This is a genomic window from Sphaerospermopsis aphanizomenoides BCCUSP55, assembly GCF_001586785.1.
In the GTDB taxonomy this organism is placed as follows: domain Bacteria; phylum Cyanobacteriota; class Cyanobacteriia; order Cyanobacteriales; family Nostocaceae; genus Sphaerospermopsis_A; species Sphaerospermopsis_A aphanizomenoides_A.
Genome location: NZ_LUFH02000025.1, coordinates 1 through 20,636, shown reverse-complemented (window position 1 = coordinate 20,636; position 20,636 = coordinate 1). Strand labels below are relative to the sequence as shown.

Annotated in this window: 18 protein-coding genes; 9 read left to right on the top strand and 9 right to left on the bottom strand. The window is 38.2% G+C overall.

What is annotated here, in order from left to right:
- Positions 1-199: 199 nt before the first annotated feature.
- The 4 genes from A0J48_RS08630 to A0J48_RS08615 all read right to left on the bottom strand — a co-directional run bounded on the left by A0J48_RS08630 (position 200) and on the right by A0J48_RS08615 (position 5,847).
- Positions 200-3,070, bottom strand: coding sequence for a glycerol-3-phosphate acyltransferase (locus A0J48_RS08630; RefSeq protein WP_200322213.1), 2,871 nt, complete (start codon positions 3,068-3,070; stop codon positions 200-202).
- Positions 3,071-3,326: 256 nt separating this feature from the next.
- Positions 3,327-3,467, bottom strand: a complete 141-nt coding sequence (locus A0J48_RS08625) for a hypothetical protein (RefSeq protein ID WP_200322211.1) — start codon at positions 3,465-3,467, stop codon at positions 3,327-3,329.
- Between the two features lie 303 nt (positions 3,468-3,770).
- Positions 3,771-4,811, bottom strand: a complete 1,041-nt coding sequence (locus A0J48_RS08620) for a DUF1611 domain-containing protein (RefSeq protein ID WP_200322210.1) — start codon at positions 4,809-4,811, stop codon at positions 3,771-3,773.
- Entirely contained in the window at positions 4,792-5,847 is a 1,056-nt protein-coding gene (locus A0J48_RS08615; RefSeq protein ID WP_200322208.1) for a dipeptide epimerase, read from the bottom strand. Before A0J48_RS08615 ends, A0J48_RS08620 begins: the two co-directional genes overlap by 20 nt.
- Positions 5,848-5,935: 88 nt before the next feature.
- Here A0J48_RS08615 and A0J48_RS08610 point away from each other — a divergent pair, with 88 nt between their 5' ends.
- Both A0J48_RS08610 and A0J48_RS08605 read left to right on the top strand, forming a co-directional pair.
- Positions 5,936-6,493 carry an NUDIX hydrolase gene (locus tag A0J48_RS08610; protein WP_200322207.1) on the top strand — a complete coding sequence of 186 codons (558 nt, stop codon included), beginning with the start codon at positions 5,936-5,938 and terminating at the stop codon, positions 6,491-6,493.
- Positions 6,494-6,541: 48 nt separating this feature from the next.
- Positions 6,542-6,973, top strand: coding sequence for a nucleoside deaminase (locus tag A0J48_RS08605; protein WP_200322205.1), 432 nt, complete (start codon positions 6,542-6,544; stop codon positions 6,971-6,973).
- Between the two features lie 67 nt (positions 6,974-7,040).
- Here the strand turns inward: A0J48_RS08605 and rbsK are convergent, their stop codons facing one another.
- Positions 7,041-7,961: a ribokinase gene (rbsK, locus tag A0J48_RS08600; protein ID WP_200322203.1), complete on the bottom strand. Its 921-nt coding sequence runs from the start codon at positions 7,959-7,961 to the stop codon at positions 7,041-7,043.
- 266 nt (positions 7,962-8,227) lie between these two features.
- Between rbsK and A0J48_RS08595 the strand changes: the two genes are divergently transcribed.
- Complete coding sequence (locus A0J48_RS08595) at positions 8,228-9,523, top strand: DUF2079 domain-containing protein (RefSeq protein WP_325078597.1); 1,296 nt, start codon at positions 8,228-8,230, stop codon at positions 9,521-9,523.
- 41 nt (positions 9,524-9,564) lie between these two features.
- Here the strand turns inward: A0J48_RS08595 and A0J48_RS08590 are convergent, their stop codons facing one another.
- Both A0J48_RS08590 and A0J48_RS08585 read right to left on the bottom strand, forming a co-directional pair.
- Entirely contained in the window at positions 9,565-11,127 is a 1,563-nt protein-coding gene (locus tag A0J48_RS08590) for an ArnT family glycosyltransferase (protein ID WP_200322201.1), read from the bottom strand.
- Positions 11,128-11,132: 5 nt separating this feature from the next.
- Positions 11,133-13,559, bottom strand: coding sequence for a glycosyltransferase family 39 protein (locus A0J48_RS08585; protein WP_234300797.1), 2,427 nt, complete (start codon positions 13,557-13,559; stop codon positions 11,133-11,135).
- A gap of 152 nt (positions 13,560-13,711) precedes the next feature.
- On the opposite strand from A0J48_RS08585, the gene A0J48_RS08580 reads away from it, so the two are divergent.
- From A0J48_RS08580 to A0J48_RS08570, 3 genes are all read left to right on the top strand, one after another.
- Positions 13,712-14,656, top strand: coding sequence for a glycosyltransferase family 2 protein (locus tag A0J48_RS08580; protein ID WP_200322199.1), 945 nt, complete (start codon positions 13,712-13,714; stop codon positions 14,654-14,656).
- 59 nt (positions 14,657-14,715) lie between these two features.
- On the top strand, positions 14,716-15,084 hold the full coding sequence (locus A0J48_RS08575) for an EamA family transporter (protein ID WP_200322197.1): 369 nt from the start codon (positions 14,716-14,718) through the stop codon (positions 15,082-15,084).
- Between the two features lie 784 nt (positions 15,085-15,868).
- On the top strand, positions 15,869-16,777 hold the full coding sequence (locus A0J48_RS08570) for a polysaccharide deacetylase family protein (RefSeq protein ID WP_200322195.1): 909 nt from the start codon (positions 15,869-15,871) through the stop codon (positions 16,775-16,777).
- 96 nt (positions 16,778-16,873) lie between these two features.
- On the opposite strand, the gene A0J48_RS08565 is transcribed toward A0J48_RS08570, so the two are convergent.
- Entirely contained in the window at positions 16,874-17,395 is a 522-nt protein-coding gene (locus A0J48_RS08565; RefSeq protein WP_234300799.1) for a glyoxalase-like domain protein, read from the bottom strand.
- Here A0J48_RS08565 and A0J48_RS26825 point away from each other — a divergent pair.
- The 3 genes from A0J48_RS26825 to A0J48_RS08555 all read left to right on the top strand — a co-directional run bounded on the left by A0J48_RS26825 (position 17,367) and on the right by A0J48_RS08555 (position 19,683).
- On the top strand, positions 17,367-17,525 hold the full coding sequence (locus A0J48_RS26825; protein ID WP_234300804.1) for a hypothetical protein: 159 nt from the start codon (positions 17,367-17,369) through the stop codon (positions 17,523-17,525). The two genes, A0J48_RS08565 and A0J48_RS26825, sit on opposite strands and share 29 nt — an antisense overlap.
- A 315-nt stretch (positions 17,526-17,840) precedes the next feature.
- A complete protein-coding gene (locus A0J48_RS08560) occupies positions 17,841-18,464 on the top strand; it encodes a sigma-70 family RNA polymerase sigma factor (RefSeq protein WP_200322191.1) in 624 nt (207 codons plus the stop codon).
- Positions 18,465-18,576: 112 nt separating this feature from the next.
- A complete protein-coding gene (locus tag A0J48_RS08555) occupies positions 18,577-19,683 on the top strand; it encodes a tetratricopeptide repeat protein (RefSeq protein WP_200322188.1) in 1,107 nt (368 codons plus the stop codon).
- 101 nt (positions 19,684-19,784) lie between these two features.
- Here the strand turns inward: A0J48_RS08555 and A0J48_RS08550 are convergent, their stop codons facing one another.
- A complete protein-coding gene (locus tag A0J48_RS08550; RefSeq protein WP_200322186.1) occupies positions 19,785-20,543 on the bottom strand; it encodes a hypothetical protein in 759 nt (252 codons plus the stop codon).
- Positions 20,544-20,636: the final 93 nt, after the last annotated feature.

Below are 20,636 nucleotides of genomic sequence, written 5' to 3'. Positions count from 1 at the left end.
TCCACTGTCCTTCCTTGTCCCCTAAGTCTTGCCCTCACGACAATGTAAAAAACCTACACCTGTGAGGTTTTAAAGCCTCTCTCCTTGCAGGGGAGAGGTTTGGAGAGCGGTTAATAATTCTTGGTCAAACTCACGTTATATCAATCAAGAAGAAAAGGGCGCAGGAAAAAAATACCTTTCCTACACCCAACAAAGGCTGTTAAGCGAAAAATTCCTGTAGTTCTACAATACCCTTTGAACCATCAATCTTCACGTGCTGACCATCTTGGAGTAGGTATGTAGCACCGCGCACGTCCATCACTGCGGGAATTCCATACTCACGGGCAACTATCGCACCATGAGAAAGTTTACCACCCGCTTCCGCAATTACTCCCCCGGCTCTCATTAAAATGGGAGCCCAGCCGGAATCTGTATAAGGGACAACGAGAATTGTCTCTTTGTTGATTTCTCCTACCTCTTGTAAATTCCGCAACACTTTCACTTGTCCGGTGGCTTGACCTTGACTAGCGGGAATGCCTAACAAGATATTGTCAGAGGTATCAATGGGTGATTCGATGGGATGGGGAGGATTATAACCATAGACTAAAGGGGGAATTTGGGTGATTTGACTATCTTGGAGATATTGCGATCGCCTATTGGCTATTATCTCCGTCAGTTGATTTCTCAAATCTGCATCTGCATTTGCTGCTAAACGCCGCACTTCACCCAATTTTAAAAAGAAGATATCTCCTGTTTGTTGTAAGAAACCTGTCTTTAACCAAATCTTTTCTAAAGCTAAAAAAGTCCAGCGTAATTCGGCTAACAAGCGAGAATAAACTTCTGTAACTCGTCCTTTGAGATCCACTCGCTTCTGCACAAAACCTTGCTGCCGTTTTTTAGAATCATCCTGATTTGGTGTTTCGTTGGTTTGGATCAATTGGATAAATAATTGTCTCACTAGTTCTGGCTGTTCTTTCCATCTCGGTACAGAAATATCTGTTCCAACTTCACTTAAATAGCCATAATCTTCCACTAGTTCGGCAAATTCGTACAGAATTTTTTCCCCTGCTGGAGTTTCTGCCAATTGTTCAAAAACTCTTTCTGGATCTGGATTTGGTAAAATCTCTTTGGCATCTGCAACCAACAGCCGCAGCGATCGCAATGATGCCACTTCTGGAGTAATACTATAGTCAATTTGTTCATCTTTCACCCCAGAAACTGCTTGCCGAATCGCCGCACTCAAGGGCGATAAAATACTGTAGTAAGTAGCTTGGTTGAGTAAATCAAGCACTAAGTCTACTCTACTTAATAATTGAGGCGGTTGTAATTCCTCAATTAGTTCATTTGCTAACTTTGTCAGTCCAGGAATAAACTTTTGGCGATAATCTTCTTTAAATTCAGTTTCTAAACTGATTTCTCGCTGTAGTAATTTGGTCAAACCGGGCAAATTTTCCCAGGTGGAAGCTAGAGGAGGTTTACTCATTTTCGCACCTCTAGTTAAAAACTCCAGACTTTCAGGAGGTAATCCCATTTCTAAGAAAATCTCTCCCAAGAAAGTAGCATTAAAATAAGCTCTGGAGTAATGCAGAGTTGCCATTTTCGTGAAATCTAACTCACGGGTGCGTTCGCCTAAAACTATAGTGAAAATTTCTCCCCAGATCCCACAAGTTAAGGGCAAATTAATTGACCAGGTGAGGGGGTGAATAACTCCAGGAATGACTTCAGCGGCAATTTTTCTTGTCCAGATGGGTAGTAAGGTGGTAATGGGTCTTGCTTGCAATACCCACAAGGTTTGTCCGTCATAACTCCACTCTACATCTTGGGGAATGCCATAATAACGTTTCTCCAATCTGCGGGCTAAATAGGCTACTTGCTTGATTAATGGTTGGGGAATTTTGCCTTCTCCCTCAAACTGCACAGTAGATAACTTATCGTCACCAACCACAAACACCCGATATTGTTCTGGTGTCACTTTACCAGAAACCACCTGTGCAGCACTGCCAGATACAGCTTCAATGACTACAGCATCACCTTGTTGGCTGATGGGGTCACGACTGAAAGCTACACCGGAAAAGACGCTTTGCACTTGTGGTTGAATGAGTACGGCCATAGCCTCATCTTTAGCACTGCGGTCACGTCGATACTGCACCGCCGCAGGATTGTTATAGGAAGCTTGGACTTGGGCGATCGCTGCGTCTAATTCTTGTTTATTGGTGACATTCAAAACTGTAACGTACTGTCCAGCCGCAGAAGCTTGTTCTGAGTCTTCCCCAATAGCAGAGGAACGCACTACCAAGGGTGAAAGTATGGATGGTTGGAGAAAGTCAATCAAATAGATAGGATCATCGAAAGGTGCAAGTATCCATCCTTTAGGCACTGGATAACCCCAGCGTTTAATTTGCGATAATGTGGCAGCCTTAGCGCCAAATACCTCTGGTTCTAGTTCATCATCTAAAGTAATAATCCCCTGTTCACCACTGCCCAAATATGCCATGACCTGCTGTGTATCCCCATGTGCCTCTTCCACTGGCAAGTTCATGTCATCGGGGATTTGTCTGTAAATCCAGCCTACTAACCCTGCTAATGTGAAGGCGGCCACGATTTTGGGGAAATCATTGGAATAAAGGACAGCTACCAGCAGGGGTAGTAAAATCAAAACCCCAAATTTAATCGTCTGTCGAGATTTGAGAAAAATTAAGCCAATTGCTGCCACTAAACTGACAAATCCGGCCACTAGGGGATCGTGCATAAACACTCCCCAAACAACGTTTGTTGTCCCTGCACCCCGACCTAAAGCATATCTACCTACCACCAAAGCAATCAGCGCCACTAATTCCCAAAACGAGCCAGTGGGGAAGAAAATACGGGCAATTAATACCGCTGCAATGCCTTTGAAAGCCTCTGACAACACCGCCAGAACACCCACCAGTTTGCCGCCGTGATAAAAAGCCGCAGAGACGCTAATATTACCTGTACCAATCTGTGCTAATCGCTTGCCCTTGAGAGCGTAGGTAATCCAAGCAATTAACGGTATTGCCCCCAGGAGTGGGCAAGTAATTAAAATAACTAATAAACCCCAGAGATGAAACATTTATTGATTATTGTGGATTTTAGATTTAATCTTGCATCTAAAATCGCCAATTGCAAATCTAAATTTTGGGCAGAATTTTTTGATCCTAGATATTGCCGATTAAATAAGTACAAATGTCAATTCACAACCCTTGCAGCAAAAGGGTTTTACTGCTGAATGCTGAAGGCTGCTGTAGTTTGATTGGTTGATTTATGGACACTAAGCAGCTACGGTTATCCTTGTTGCTAGTGTCCTTGAATTTGATCATCAATAGATTCTAGTTTAGCGCATAGGCAGATTGCAATGCCCATAGAATGAGTATTGCGATCGAACCCAAAACTAACACAGTAGAAATAGTCACTACTTTGGGTGAATCTGCGCCTTCAAATTTCATGATGCCGCGATTTAAGTCGGACATACGTTTGTAAGCCTCCTTTGTTATGCCATTCTGTCCGTCTTGATTGTAGTTCTTCTGTTAGCCAATGACGTTAAATTAAGATTATTATTTTCGTTAAGGTCAGGACTTACGCACAGAAGTTATCTGTTAGGGCTGGGTGTAAGGGTGTAAGGGTTTAGGGGTGTAGGGGTTTTCCTCTCCTCGACCTTGATTTTTCCATCACTTTACCCCTTTGTCAAAACCCTTGATTTTTCGTTTTTTTGCGTAAGTCCTAAAGGTTTGCAACGCTCCTCTTTGAAAAAAGCGGATTCTGTGCAGATGTTTCTACATCACAGCATCTAACAACAACCCACCGCCAAACCGCACCGGATCTGTACAAGGTAAACTCGTTTCAGCTATAGTTTGAGCGATCGCATCTTTCGCCCCAGCATCATCTAAATTTCTGGTATTTAAAGCTATCCCCGCTACAGGAACTCGACCAAAAGCACCCCCCGCACTCGCTACCATTTCATACATCTTAATTACTTCTGGTAGGGGAGGAATGGGAACATGAGGATTATTGCGGTTATGAGTTTGTCCGGCTTGATGAACTAATATTAAATGGGTTGGTTGAGAACCACGAATCAAAGGTAACGTTGCAGTTGAACCAGGATGCAACAGAGAACCTTGTCCTTCAATTTGCAGAATATCGTAGTGTTTACCAAACCGCATCACCAACTGTTCCACCGCACCAGCAGCAAAGTCTACCCGCACTGCATCTAAAGCTACTCCATCTCCTTCTAACATCAAACCAGTTTGACCAGTAGCTAAAAACTTAGAACGCCAACCACGCAATTTAGCCGCCCAATGTAATTCTAAACTAGTGGACATTTTCCCAATCGCCATATCAGTCCCCACCGTCAACACCCGACGACAGGGAAGAGTCCGCGCTAACCCAGAAGCAATTTCTAAGTTAGGCGGTTCTTTCCGAACATCCCAAATTAATTGTCCTGGTTGCAGGAGGGCATTTAAATCTGGAATATTGGCTAAAGGTGTGTGTAAACCGTTAACCAAAGACATTCCCCCTTTCAGTGCATCTTTGATATCTGGCCAGTAATGGTCAGGAATTATGCCACCTTTGGGGGCTATCCCAATTACCAACACTTCTGGTTTATACTGCAAAGCTGCGGCTACAGAGGCGACAACGGGAACATCACGCTTGATCCCTGTTAAATCTGGTACAGATTTACCTACACACTCCCGGTCTATCACTGCCACAATTGGGGCTTCACTGTATCGTAAAATTGATAAACCCGTTTTTCCCTGAGTTCCACTCAGTCCTTCATGCAGTAAAATTGCAATCTTTTTATTCAGCGGCAGACGCACTATATTGTACCCCCAAACCAGGTAAATCGTTAGGTAAAACTCGTCCTGCTTTTACTGATGCACCCGTAAATGGATCATCAATTAAATTCAGGTGACTATCTAAGTCTAAATAATCAGCTAAAGGTGCCAGTTGAGATGCTGCTGTATTCGCTAGAGAACTATCGGAATAACAACCAAACATGACTTTTAAATTATGGGCTTTGGCTGTATGTACCATTCTGAAAGCTTCACTTAAACCCCCAGATTTCATTAACTTAATATTAATTCCATCTACATAGTCAGCTAATTGGGGAATATCAGCACTAGTAAAGCAACTTTCATCAACAAAAATGGGTAAAGGAGAATGTTCTTTTAAAGTGGCTAAATGAGTTTCTTCACCTCTTGGTAATGGCTGTTCTATATACTTTATTCCTAAATCTGCTAACCACAAAGACATGGCGATCGCATCTGCTAAACTCCAACCTCCGTTAGCATCTACAAATAAATCTATTTCTGGTGCTGTTTCCCGCACAGATAAGAGCATTTTTCTGTCTGCTTCTATCCCCTCGGTTGAACCTAATTTTACCTTCAACAGACGTACATCCATATACTCTAACCAGTCTCTTGTCCGAGTTGTAGCTGCTTCTGGGGAATTAATGCCAATTGTCACCGAAGTTGGTGCGATCGCATTTCTATCCAGTCCCCAAAGTTGCCATAGTGGTAAACCCACACTTTTACCCATCCAATCATACAGCGCCATATCTATAGCTGCCCTAGCTGCGGAAGGAATTTGATATTGTCTGAAAACTGCCTCAATTTCCTGTCGTTGCCAAGGGTTGAATGATTCTAACACAGGGGCAATTTTTTGCAATGCTTGGGTAATTATATCCGTTGATTGGCGGTGATTACCGACACCAAAGGGTGATGCTTCTCCCCATCCTTCTATGCCATTTTCAATAATTTTGATCCTGATATTTGTGGTTTGTGCGGTTGTTCCTCTACTAATTGTTAAGGGAAATCTTTTGTTGACTGTGAATTGATTGATCAGTGTTTTCATTTTTAGGATTTATGCTCACGCAGAGGCGCAGAGTACACAGAGAGAATGATGTTATAATTTGAGGTTGGTGGTATATTTTAACTGCTATATGGTTAATTTACAAAAATGGCAAGTTTTAAGTTCACAAATGTTGATAAATCATCCTTTCTGTCAGGTGCGCCGAGATGCGGTTGCCTTACCTAATGGTAAGGTTATAGATGATTTTTTTGTTTATATTAAGCCTGATATTGCTGTAATTTTACCTATTACTAATAATGGGGAGGTTGTTTTTGTTCGTCAGTATAGACACGCTGGTGGTGAGTTTTTTATTGAACTTCCTGCTGGTAGGTTTGATGCTGAGAAAGAAGACCCAGAAGCAGCTGCTTTGAGGGAGTTACGGGAGGAAACTGGTTATGTCGCTGGAAGTGTGCGAAAAATTGCTGTTCTTTATGATAACCCCAGTAAGGAAACTAATCAAATTCATTTGTTTTTGGCTGAAAATGTGGTGAAGGTGGGAGAACAGGAAAATCTGGATATAACTGAAGAGATTGAGGTAATTTTAATTCCTGTAAATGCAGTTTTTGATAAAATTATGCAAGGAGAAATTTCTGTGGCGGGAACTGTAGCAGCGTTGTTTTTGGGTTTGCGTTTGAGAGGGGTTTCTTAAACGCAGAGGATCGCAGAGGTAAACGCAGAGTATATGGAGGATTTGGAAATGGATGAGTTTATGCAAGCGGCAATTTCTGAAGCTAAACAAGGTAGAAAGGAAGGGGGAATTCCTATCGGTTCTGTTTTGGTGAAGGATGGAAACGTGATTGGGAAAGGTCATAATAAACGGGTTCAAGATGGTGATCCTGTCACTCATGCGGAAATTGATTGTTTAAGAAATGCTGGGAGAATTGGTAATTACAAAGGAACAATTTTATATTCTACTTTGATGCCTTGTTATTTGTGTGCTGGGGCTGTGGTACAGTTTGGGATTAAAAAAGTGATTGCAGGGGAGTCAAGAACTTTTCCCGGTGCAAGAGAATTTATGGTTTCTCACGGTGTTGAAGTCATTGATTTAAATCTTGATGAGTGTGAACAGATGATGAGTGAATTTATAGCAGAAAAACCAGAATTATGGAATGAAGATATCGGAGTTTAAAAAAGTCAAAAATTTTTTCTTGCTGATGGCTGACGGCTGACTGCTGAATTCTTACTTCTGTCACTTTTCACATAATTTTACCCAAGAACTTTTCCAAAGTAATTCTATCAGGTAAGGAACTTTGCGCTCCTGGTTTTGTTGTTGCTAAAGCCCCTGTTGCTGCACCCCACATAATAGCTTCACGTAAAGTAAGTTCATGAAAAAGTGCTGCTGCTAACCCGCCATTAAAAGCATCTCCAGCCGCAACTGTATCAATTGCATGAACAGGAAAAGCTGGTGTAAAGAAAGCTTCTTCAGAAGTGGCACAATAAACTCCTTTTGCACCTAATTTTATCACCGCACAATTGACACCGCGTCTTAATAAAATATTTGCTGCTTCCGCTGAACTTTCTTCATCATTTACTGGAAACCCTACTAATTGACTTGCTTCTATTTCATTGGGTGTGATAATATCAATTAGTGGATAAAGTTCATCTGGTAAGTTAGATTGTGCTGGTGCTGGATCAAGAATAACCTTAATATCTAAATCTTTCGCTGCTTTGGCTGCTGCAACGACGGCTTCTATAGGAATTTCTAACTGTAAAAGCAAGGTTTTTGCGTTTAGTAATACATGAGATAATCTTTCTACATCTTCTTGATTAACTTTTCCGTTTGCACCAGGAATCACAATTATGTTATTTTCTCCTCTTTGATCTACAGTGATGACAGCAACTCCAGAACTGATGTTTTCATCAATTAAGATATTTTCTGTTTGTACACCACAAATTTGTAAATTTTTAATCAGTTCTGAACCAAAATTATCATTACCAACACGCCCTATCATTTGAGTGGGAATTCCCAATTTTGCTAATGCTACTGCTTGGTTTGCACCTTTTCCTCCTGGAGTTTTAAAAAAGGTGTCTCCTAACAATGTTTCACCAGCAATTGGTAAGCGAGGGGCTGTTGTTATTAAGTCTATATTGATGCTACCAAATACGATAATGCTCATATAGAAAGTATAAATTATCGGGTGTTGTGATTATTTTAGTCTTAAATACTAACTTTCTCAGATTTATAGACTATTGCATTAGTGATGTAGTCCAAGTAGGGTATAATTACATAAAAGCATCAACAAAATTACTAAAAAAATATAAAAAAGTAAACATTAAAATGTAAATTGAGATGGAAAACAAATTAATTTGCGCCCGTAGTCTTGGTTGGATACTTTGTACAAGTACCTTACTTTTATTTATCTGTAGTAGCATCAGACATTAATTGTTTAATTCAACAGCTTTTGATCTAGGAATTTTTGACCAAGCAATTTATTTAATTAGTCAGGGGAAAGAACCTATTACTACGATACAAGGATTTCACATTCTTGGTGATCATGCTGCTTGGATTCATTATATTTTGGCTTTACCATACAAAATTTACCCAAGCGTCTATTGGTTATTTATTGTGCAGTCATTAGCTTTAGCTTTAGGCGCTTTACCTACATGGTATCTAGCTATTCAAGCAGGACTAAAAGAAAGTCAAGCTATGGCAGTTGCAACTGCTTATTTATTGTATCCCGTTGTCTTTAATGCCAATTTATTTGATTTTCACCCTGAAGTGATGGCTGTACCATTACTGTTAACCTCTGTTTTAACAGCCAGGTTAAAAAAGATAGGCTGGTTTTGTGTATCTATTATCATAATTTTAGGATGTAAAGCTGTTTTGTCTCTTACAGTTGTGGCTATGGGAATATGGTTACTTTTGTTTGAAAAGCGTCGTTCCTATGGTTTATTAGCTATCCTTTTTGCTATAGCTTGGTTTATTATCTGCACTAAGTTAATTATCCCAACGTTCAGTGGTGCAGAAGCAGCAGCCGTAGGACGTTATAGTTATTTAGGTAACTCTGTTTTTGAGATTGCTAAAAATTTAATATTTCAGCCTGGATTAATACTCAGTAAAATATTTTCTTTAGATAATTTTGGATACTTAATTTTACTATTAGCGCCAATCATTTGGGGACTGTCTACTGCCAGCTTAAAACCTTTTATTGGTGCTATTCCTTGTGTAGCACTCAACTTAATAGCTGACTATCAAGCTCAAAAAGATTTAGTTCATCAATATTCATTACCAGCTTTACCATTTCTGATATTAGCTGTTATTGCTAGTCTTGCTCATGGTAAGGGATTACTACAAAATAAACGTGGAATTATTATATGGTCTTTAATTACATTTCTGTGTTTAGCAAAATTCACCCATTTTACAGGTAAATATTTAGAGTTTACTGATAATTGGCAAGCTACAAGACAAGCCATTTCTTTGATAACAACAAAAGGTAGCGTTTACACAACAGCCCAAATTGCGCCACATTTGAGTCACCGTGATTTAATTAAATTTACAGATGTAGGTTCTCCAAACCAAGATTTAAATATTTTTGATTATATTTTGTTAAATGTTCGTCATCCTGGTTGGGCGAGTAATAAAGAATTTGCCACCGAATTAGTCAGTCAACTGACAAACAACCCGGAATTTAAATTAGAATATAAAAATAATGATGTCTATTTATTTACAAAGAATTAAAACGGTAAGAAACAAAAGTTTTAATTCCCATATTAAAATAATTACCAAAAACCATCATTATTAGAATTAATTAATGGTGAAATCAATGCAAAACCGTTAACTTCACCCATAACTTTACCCTGACTTAAATTCATTTTTTCCCAAGTCTCACTATCCACCAAAAAATAAGATTTCTGAAACCACATCTCCTGTAAAACTGAACCAGAAACAGCAATAACCTGACAATCACTATAAAAATCCAAACTAGGACGACTATAACCAAAAGAAGTATAAATTGTTGTTCCCGCTGGAATATGCTGACGAATTAATGCAGCAACTGGTTTAACTGGAAACGCTTCATTTAACTCCCATATCCAAGAGTTTGAACTCATTAACAACAATAAAACTAAATACATTCCAGCAAATAAAACAGGGATAAAATTACGATTTCGCTGGAAAACAAACCACGCAGCAATACCCATACTGATTGCCAAAATAAGACTCATGATAATTAATATAGGTTGTGGGTCAGCAAAAATAAAATAAACACAACCTCCTAAACCAGCAACAGTTAAAAAAGCAAAAAATCCTCCAAAGAATTTGACATTAAACTTCTCTTCCAGCCAAATTTCACTCAAATTAACGCCAATTGCTAATGCTAAAAATGGATAGATGGGCATCACATACCAGGGCAGTTTTGTACTCATAAATGAGATAGTCCCAAGGTAAATTACTGTGCCGATAATAATTAAACAACCCCAAGCAGTTTGACGTTTTCTCCAGGCTAAATATAACCCACCGGGCAAAAACAATAACCAAGGAAAACCATATTTAAGTATTTCGATTAAATAATACCAAATAGGTCCACTATGACCTTCTACAGATTCCACCAGTCGCGCAAAAGTTTGGGATTGAAAATTTGTTTGTAAGAAATTCTCTCCATAATGTTGCCATTGGGCAATATACCAAGCAATTGGGAAAGTATTTCCTAATAATATTCCCAGCCATAAATATAAACTTTTCCATAAATCCAACTGTCTATTTGCTATTATAAATAAACCAGCAATTCCCCCCAATAGCAAAACTATCATGCCCTTGGTAAGAGTAATTAATCCTAAACTCAAGCCAATTCCTAAAGCATAAATTCGTTTTTCCCGTGATTTTAAAATACACAATAACAACAACAAAAAAAATGTAATAACTGCACCATCCAACATTGCTAATCTGCCATGACGAACTACGGGTAACATGGTCATGTAAACTAAAGCAGTAAACAATGCTGGTAAACTTTGATTAAAAACTAAATTTCCTATTGAGTAAAGTAAAGGTACACCCAACGCAGTTAATATTGCGCTTGGTAAGCGTGTTGTCCACTCATTTACACCTCCCAAGGAATAAGCAACAGCAATTAACCAGTGTATTAAAGGTGGTTTATTATGATATGGTTCACCTCCTAAAGTGGGATAAAGCCAAACCATTTTATCAATTGGGTTACGGTAAATTTCACGCGCTACCTGGGCAATAGTACCCTCATCCCAATCTCGTAAAGGTAAATTTCCTAAACATATTAACCACAGAAATAAGGATGTAAATAATAATCCTAATAACCAGTATTTATTCCTCATATTTATCAATTGATTAATGGTAGGAATTTCATGATATTTGTCACTGTTCTTAATGTTTTTAATTCTGGTATATCTGGTTTAATTTTTTCAGCTATAGCTAATGGTTTTTTAGCTAATCTTGGTTGGAAGCTATATAATTGGACAAAGGCTAAATAAGTCCATACATAAGGATTTTGACTATCATATTTAGTTAATTCTATTAAATTCTGAATTAATTCTGGTTCTTTGCGTTGTAAAAGTTGTGATAAAACTAGAGTATAACGCCAATTGAGATTATTTGGTTCAGTTTGTAGGTAATAATTAGCTGCAAATTCAATTTGTTTTAAATAATCTTGCGTCGGATCATATTGATTCAAATTATCTATCTGCTCAAATATATTTTCTAATTTACCATTTTGTAATTCCGGTGCTAATTGGGAGATACGAGAAACTAAATCTAAAGGTGGTGATTTTTCGATGTTTCCTTGATCTGTCACATTGACGATTACATTAGCTTTATTTAAAGGTGTAGTTTTGCCATTTCTTCTATCTAAATAAAGTGCAGATAGTTGATATTTACCTAAAGGTAAGGTTTTAGGAATAAATGTAGATAAATTCTCAGTTACTCTAAAAGTTTCTTGGGGATGACATTTTAAACCACAGTATAAATCTCCCAAACCAATGGCATGATCATGATACCATGACCCTTGCTGATTTTGCCATTTTAATAGTAATAAGCCATTTTGCAATTCATCCCATTTACCTGTGATTTGATAAGTTACAGGATTATTTTTTTCTCGAATTAATTTCTGGGATATTTGCACTTTCTCTAAAATAACTGGTTCAGCACTGGAATTTAACTTCTCAACTAGTACAACGGGATTTTTACGATGATATAATCTTAATTTATCATTATTTGGTAATTCCCAATCAGCCTGTAATTGTAAATCAGAATCAGATTCAACTAAATATTTTAATTTGCGTTTAACTTCTCCTTTTTCTCCTGGTTGTTCTGGTTCATTCTCTCTGGTGATATACCAAGAAAAATACTGCAAATCTTGATTGACATCAGCGAGGTTTGTGGTTAATTTTCTCCCATGTACACGAAAATCTGCTAATTTACCGTAATAATCTAAAGTAAATTCGTTTATTTGGGATGAAGAAACGGGAATTATCCCTAAAGTGGAGCGTAAATAAGGAGTTGTTTGGTTAATTTCCTCTATCAATTGAGAAACTGGATATTTCTTAGCGTCATCATTCGGTAAATGCTTTCCTCCCCATGCTTGTATTAAGGGTAAAGGAAACAAGTTATTCAGTAAAAATATGACACTTAATCCTAAAGTTGCTAACCTCAGTTGATCAAAATTGATATTTTCTATCAAATGGAAAAAATGAGCTAATATTAAGCTAATTACAGGAAAACAAGGAAGAATAAATCTAATATCTTTATTTGTCCCCAGGGAACAAAGTATATAACTGCTGGCTAGGGAAATTAATAACCAAATTAAACCAGAGTTTTGCCAACTATTTTTGATTGCAGCTTGAGAAAATTTCTGTTTAATTAGATAAACAAATAAAATCCCTAAACTCGCACATAATATGGGTAAACCCACCGTTTCTGGTACAAGCTGGGGATAATATAACCATCCAGCGATAGTGGTAGCAGTAGGATCACCTTCTCGTTTTCCCACACTGTTAGCGTGTAAAGCAGAAGTGATAATAGTTAGCCAATTGACATTATACCAAGAACCACAAATTAACCAAGTGCAAATTAAAGCTAAACCTGATTGAATTAGTTTAATAAAACTCCGGTTTTTGATGAGGATAATTAATGTCCATATACCAGGAATTAATATAAAAATAAATCCTGTGGGTTTTGCTAACATGATTAACCCTATTCCGAATCCCAAGCTGATAGTTAATAACCATGATGCACAACCAGTATCGCTATCTTTCCAAATAGTTAAAGTTGTGAATGTGAAGATGACGACTGCTGTTAAACCATAATCTAATAAATAATCTGTTCTGACAATTCCCAAAATCGGAAATAATGTACAAAACAAGCTGGCAGTTATACCGATTTGGCGATTAAATAAATATTTACCAAGATGATATACTGACAAAATAATGATAGCTGTATATAATAAATTGACTAAACTAGCTTGGTCGTAGCCCTTGCCAAAGACAAACAAAAAGGGTACTGTGCAAATATATACAAAAGGAGCGCGATAACTAGGAGTTAATTGCCATAGAGATAACCACCAATCACCTGAGAAAAAAGTAAAATTATCAAATAAATTATAAAAAATGCGATAATGACTTAATGCTCCTGTTAAATGTGCGCTTTGATCATGGGCTGGAATAGAATCATCTAAGAAAAACCAAGTTCTATCTATAACTAATGCAAAGAACCAAATTATGAATAGGATGAAATAATCTTTTGGGAATTTCAACTAATGGAAATAATGCATATTTATAGTAACGAGAAATTTGACCAATTGGAATTATCTGCTGAGAAAAAATTCTACCTTAATAACAAAGTTTTAACTGGATATCTTTGTTGTGAATTTAAGATTAACAACTTTATACCCAATAATCAATAACTGTGAATCAAACCATCTACTCCTTAGTTATCCCCATTTACAACGAAGAAGAAAATATCAGAGAAATGTATAGCCGTCTCACTAATGTCATGGAACAACTAGACGGTGAAACTGAACTGATTTTAATTGATGATGGTAGCCGCGATCGCTCTTTGAGTATGATGCGCGAATTACATCATCATGATAGTCGAGTGCGTTACCTGAGTCTAGCGAGAAATTTTGGCCATCAAGTCGCAGTCACAGCAGGTTTAAACTTTGTCCAAGGTAAAAGCATCATTGTCATGGATGCCGACTTACAAGATCCACCAGAATTAATCTTCTCAATGATTGACAAATGGCATGAAGGATACCAAGTAGTTTATGCCCAGCGCAGATCACGTCAACAAGAAACATGGCTAAAACGCTTCACTGCGTATCTTTTTTATCGCATTTTGCGGCGCTTGGCCAAAGTTGACATCCCTGTGGATACAGGAGATTTTTGTCTCATGGATAGACAAGTAGTAGATATCCTCAATACCATGCCAGAACGCAACCGCTATATCCGTGGTTTACGTGCTTGGGTAGGTTTCCGACAAACATCGGTACTTTTTGAAAGAAGTCCCCGTTTTGCAGGCGATGTAAAATATACTTTCGGTAAGTCTCTATCCTTAGCCATTGATGGTATTATTTCCTTTTCCAGAGTTCCCCTCAGACTAGCGACTTATCTAGGTCTTTTATCAGCCGCTATTGCCTTAATTATGATGTTATTAGTGCTTTATTGGCGGATATTTACACCCGTATCTAACTTAATCGGCTACACATTAATTACAATTGCCATGTTTTTCTTAGGTTCTGTGCAGTTAATTTGTATGGGCATTTTAGGTGAATATATTGGGCGGATATACGAAGAAGTTAAAGGTCGTCCTCTTTATACAGTCAAGGAAACCGGAGGTTTTACAAAAAGTTGATATTTTTAGTTTTTGTTGTTGAGCAAAAAATCCGAATTTAAATACTCAGGTAATATTCAGTGTCTCCACCAGAATTTAGTTTACTGTTATTCTCAGTCCTTATCAGTGTAGCTGGACAGTTTTTATTAAAAATGGGAGCGATCAAATTAGGTAAAGTTCATGCCGGGAACTTTCTGAATCTGATCCTCAACATTATCACCATACCGGAACTGTTATTAGGACTAACCTGTTATGGTATTGGTGCTGTAGCCTACATTCTTCTACTTACCAGAGTAAATCTGAGCGTTGCTGCTCCTGCTGTATCAGTTGGTTATATCTTTTCTGTATTACTGGGTTACTTTATTTTAAAAGAACCTATTCCTCTCATCCGTCTTGTAGGATTAAGCTTGATTGTAACAGGAGTAATATTAGTAGTCTGGAAAAAATAACGTAACCATTCAGCTATCAGCAGTCAGCTAAAACTGCTTCTCAGGCTAAGTTTAACTAATTTTTAAGGGAGACTGATAACAAAATCAATTCCTCATTCCTCGCTAAAAATGCTCATAAATTCCAGATCATAGCTGTTCGCGTAGCGTGTACAAAACCTTGCACCAAAAGGGTTTTACTGCTGACTGCTGACCGCTGACTGCTGAAAGCTACTGTAATTATGTTGACCTAGTTACACATCCTAATTATTGACATAAAAAATTATTTTCCCTACTCTTGAGAAGAGTATCTACCTTAACGACTAACTATGGCTTAAACATGGCAAACTATCAGCAGTTGTTTTTTTGTCTATTTGTTTCATAGATTTTCTCAAACAACTATATGCAGCTAAAAAATTTAATTTTTTCTTCAAAATGAATGAACAAGTTTCAGCAGTAAAATATACATTAGCAGTAATGTTACTGATAGATTGTGCCGTTATTTGAGAGTAGATACTCTATTCTTTTTGGCTATTTATGTGGAATAATCATTGACTTGTTATCCTACTGTGTTGACAAAAGTACAAAAGTCAGAGATTCATTACTTAAGGGGTTAACTGAATGCTAAATACTCATGTTTTAGGCAAATAAGTATAATTTTATCGCCTAGAATTCGTAATTTCTGTAAATTTGTATCGCCATTTTCATGATTACCAATAAATCTTGAGTATCTAATATCTAGACAAAATGTGTTATAACCTACCGTCAGAAACATGACTGATGGTTCAACCCTTGAAGGAGCTATGTAGTGGAACACAATAAGTCGTTTTTTTGGACGCAGGGACTATTAATTGCATTACTTTGCTTGACCGGTACTGTAGGCATTGGTTTTATGATGCTGGTTAAGCCAAATATATCTGACGCACAAGGTCAGCAAAATATCAATATCAATGATATCGCTGCTAAAGTAGGCACTCAACAGCGAATTGAAGAACTTAAGACAACAATGCTCACCAGTTGGCAGCTAGAAGCACAAGCAAAGGGAGTTGCCCCTGATGTGCCACCACGCTTTCAAGGTGCAACAATTAAGTCCGCAACACTTTCTCCAAATCAAAAAGTTATTGCCCTCACCTTTGATGATGGTCCTTGGCCTAAAAGTACAGCGCAAATTCTTGATATTCTCAAAAAAAATAATATTAAAGGCACATTTTTTGTTCTTGGGCAAAATGTAAAGAATTATCCTGATCTAACTAAGCGAATAGTTGCGGAAGGTCACACCATTGCTAATCATACTTGGCATCATTGGTATCATCACATGAACCCACAAACGGCAGCTTATGAAGTTGCCAATACTACAGACATTATTTTTAAAACTACAGGTGTGAAAACCAGTTTGTTCCGTCCACCAGGTGGCAATATGAAAAATGGAGTAGCAACTTATGCTCGAAATAATAAGTATGCCATCATTATGTGGTCTTCTGACTCAATAGACTACTCTCGTCCTGGTGTACCCAGATTAATTAACAATATATTCCGGGAAGCAAAACCTGGTGGAATTGTGTTAATGCATGATGGTGGAGGCGATCGCTCTCACACCATTAAAGCCTTACCAGAAGTTATCAACAGATTCCGCAAACAGGGCTATCAGTTTGTCACGATTCCAGAAATGCTGGAAATGCAAGACAAGAACCAAGCATTAATAGCTAAGAAGAAATAGTTATAGGGAACAGGTGGCAGGGTGCAGGGGGAGAAAAATTAATTCTTTCTTCTTACTCCTGATAGCGCAGCGTGGCGTTAGCCATACTCCTGAACCCTAAGCTGCAACTTCCGCCATTTCAATAATGCGCCCTTCGTAGTCTTTCACCAGAAAATTCAAAGGCTTTTGGTTGCGAATCTTGAACTTCAAGCCCCGCGTTTCCACACGCATTAAAATCAACTCCAAACAGTCATGGTCAAAACAAACATGGCGTTGCTGATTTTTAGTACCTAAACTTGCACCAGTAATGATGTGCAGTTGAGTATTTTTCTTTAATTGATACCATAGTCCATCATTGGCATTATTCATGGTTCTGTTAGACCAACTGGGACTAGTGGACATATAAAGCGGGTCTATACCTGTAGCACCAATGGTTTGTTCGTAGTTGTAGTAATAGTGCAAAGGTACTTCTGCTGCTGGCAAATCTAGTAAACCTTCATACAGCTGTCGGGCAATTTCCAAGTCCGACACCATAACAGTGTATACTTTGGGGGCGCTGGTTAGAAACATCCACATTGCACCAGCATAGGCCGCCAACAGCATAATCATAATGCCTTGGGTAGAAAAAAGGCTATCCAAAGGCAGGGAAGGTAAAAAAGAACCTAAAGTAAACGGACTAAGCAGGAAAGGTATCAAATTAGCTGCTATAACCATGAATAAACAAAGATTGTATAAAGGAGCCGCTTTTAGTATTGTCGATAAAGACTAGCATACAGTCATCTTCTTTAGTTTATCTCAGGAACAGGGAACTCTTAACAGGGAACAGGGAATAGAGAATTGGTTGAAAAATCAATTAAAAATTAAAAACTACTGCCTCCTGCCTTCTGCCTTCTGTCTTCTACCTTCTACCTTCTGCCTTCTGCCTTCTACCTTCTACCTTCTGCCTTCTGCCTTCTGCCTTCTACCTTCTACCTTCTGCCTTCTGCCTTCTGCCTTCTACCTTCTGCCTTCTACCTTCTGCCTCCTGCCTCCAATCACCCATTAACCTGTATATTTTAACCACTACTATATTGAATGAAGGCTTGTGCAAATACCTTCTTTTCCTGAAGCTAATCATCCTCTAGTAAAGTCGCTGTTTCATCACAGTGACCAAGAACTGCTGAATCTGCTTAGGCGCTATCCCGATAGTGGCAAATACTTTACCGTCATTTTTTGCCGCTATAGCCCCATAGTTTACACCTTGATTCAACATTCGGCGCGATCGCCTGTCCAGGCCGATTATTTATTTGCTCTGACTTGGCGACATATTTACTATGAACTCGGTGGACTCTATTTAATTGACCCGGAAACAGGTAAGGAAATCTTAACCCTGCAAAACTGGTTAATCAACATGACTGCTTTCTGTATTAATGAAATTAAACTACCACCGACAGAAGCAATTCACTATTCTCTGCAATCAACTTCACCTCCCTTATGGTGTTATTTAGAACAGGCACTAGACCAACTACCAGCAGTATTGCGCTTAATAGTCTTGATGTCTCAAACTTTCCACTGGAGCGAAACTAGAATTGCTGCCTATCTGCAAGCTGAAGGTGAAAAAATTTCTCCTGACGAAGTAGCTAATTTTCTCCAAGAAGGTTATCGTATGCTAGAAGACAAATTACCTGCTGATATTCGCGCTATTTACTTACGTGAAGATACCGCCTAAACTGAACTTAGGGATCAACGGGAAATTACCTCTTTTGCACCTAACAATAAAACCACAATAAACCCATTTGCTCAGGCATTTTTTTAAAGCAAAAATTTTACGGGTAAATGTTATGAAACAACCGCATTTTTTATCTAATTCTACTATTCTTAATTTACCTTTTTATGGGATTTTACAGCAAGTTGGTAAATTTAAACAGAGTGCTGCTTACGCTCTATTATGTACTATTTTTTTCATGCCTACTGCGGCTCATGCTATTGATATTACCAAACAAATTCATAGTCCTTTAAATCATCCTATTGGTAGGCAATTAAATGTCAAACCTACCAGAGAAGAAGCTGATAGATTACTCCGTCTTAGTAAACAACAATATGCCTCCGGTTCTGTAGAAAAAACCATTGAATCTGGATTACAAGCACTAGAAATTTATCACTCCCTGGGTGACATGAAAGCACAGGGTTTAACCTATGATTTACTCGCCGGTGCTTATCTGCAATTAGGTAATCTCAAAGATGCTGAAGATGCTATTCGTCGTCGTTTAGGTATAGCTCGTGATGACAAAGACTTTCAAAATCAGATTTTTGCCCTCAATAATTTAGCAACAGTGCTGTTGCAAAAAGGCGAACCAAAAGCCGCAGGAGAAACACTTCAAGATGCTCTGGTGATTGCCCGCAATCTTGACAATATTGAAGGACAAGGGCTTTCTTTGAGTAATTTAAGTTTGGTATATACAAGATTAGGTGATTATAATCAAGCCATAAAATTAGCGGAAACTGCGTTATTTTTCCGCCGCCAAATAGGTGATGTGCTGGGAGAAATAAATACTCTCAATAACTTAGGTGATGCTTATTTAATGGCAGGAGATTATGAAAATACCATCAGTGTTTATGGAACAGCAATGCGGTTAGCAAAAATCAATTTTGATCGTCCTGACCAATTACGAGCAATTGATGGTTTAGTAACTGCTCATAATGCAGTTGGTCGTTATGAACGGTCTTTAGATTTACTAGATCAAAGATTGGCGATCGCTAAATTCTTAGATAATCCCAGGGAAGAACTAAAATATTTAGTATCTGCCGGTGAAATTTATGAAAAAATCCGGGATTATGGTAAAGCACGTAATTTTTATCAACAGGCACTTTCACTAGCACGAAAATTAGATGACATTAAACAAGAAGCGAAATTGATCTATATTCTCAATGAATTGAAAGGACGGTAATGTTCAGTAATTTTCAGTTATCAGTTATCAGTTATCAGTTGCAGAAGGCAGAGGTAAGAGTAAAAATTTCTTCCCTATTACCTATTCCCTATTCCTAATAACTAATTCAAAAACACTGCACCATTTGATTGAATACTCATTGCACCTCTATCCTGGTTAACATCCGTTGTTTCTTGCAATGTTACTTCTAAAGTTCCTTGTTCTCCAGCTGCTTTAGGTGTCACCCTCAAAAGTCCACGGTCTTCCCGTTGGAATGTAACTGTTACAGGTGTGCTTAACCCTCGTAGTGTTACATCTGATTTACCTTCTAATATGCGTGGCGCTGTATCACCAATCACTTGATAAGTGACTTTTGCCCCTGTATTATTGATAAGCTTGATATTTGCTTTGCCATTTGATAGGGCAATTCTCGCACTGGGGTTTTGTCTTTGTTCCGGTGCGGGTGGTTGTAAGCTGCTGCTGGGTGAGGGAAGAGTTGGTACAATTTGTGCGTTATCTCCTGACTGAGACCCGCGTTGAGAACGATTATAAGGTGATTCCTGAAAAATTCCGGGATTGGGATTCAGTGCTGAGGGTGAGGGTGCTTCACCACCAACACCTAAATTTCGCTGGTATGGTGATGGTGTAGCAGGAACTGGTAGCAACCCAAGTTGCATGAGTATGAGTGTCAAATCATTAGGAGGACAAATTGCGGGAACTATTACCTTAATATTGTATGGTTCTTCATAAAAAATACCGGGACAAGGATTAACTTTGGAAGTTGTTTGTTGTGCTAAAACAGCTTGGGGGATGACTGGTAAACTCATCAATAACCCACTACAAACAGTTCCAAATAATTGCATATATTTAGGAAAATTCATTATTTTTGCTCCTTGCAAAATATAAAAGAAGGCAATAGGCAATAGGCAATAGGGAATATGTTTTTCTTCCCCTACACCCCTACACCCCTACAC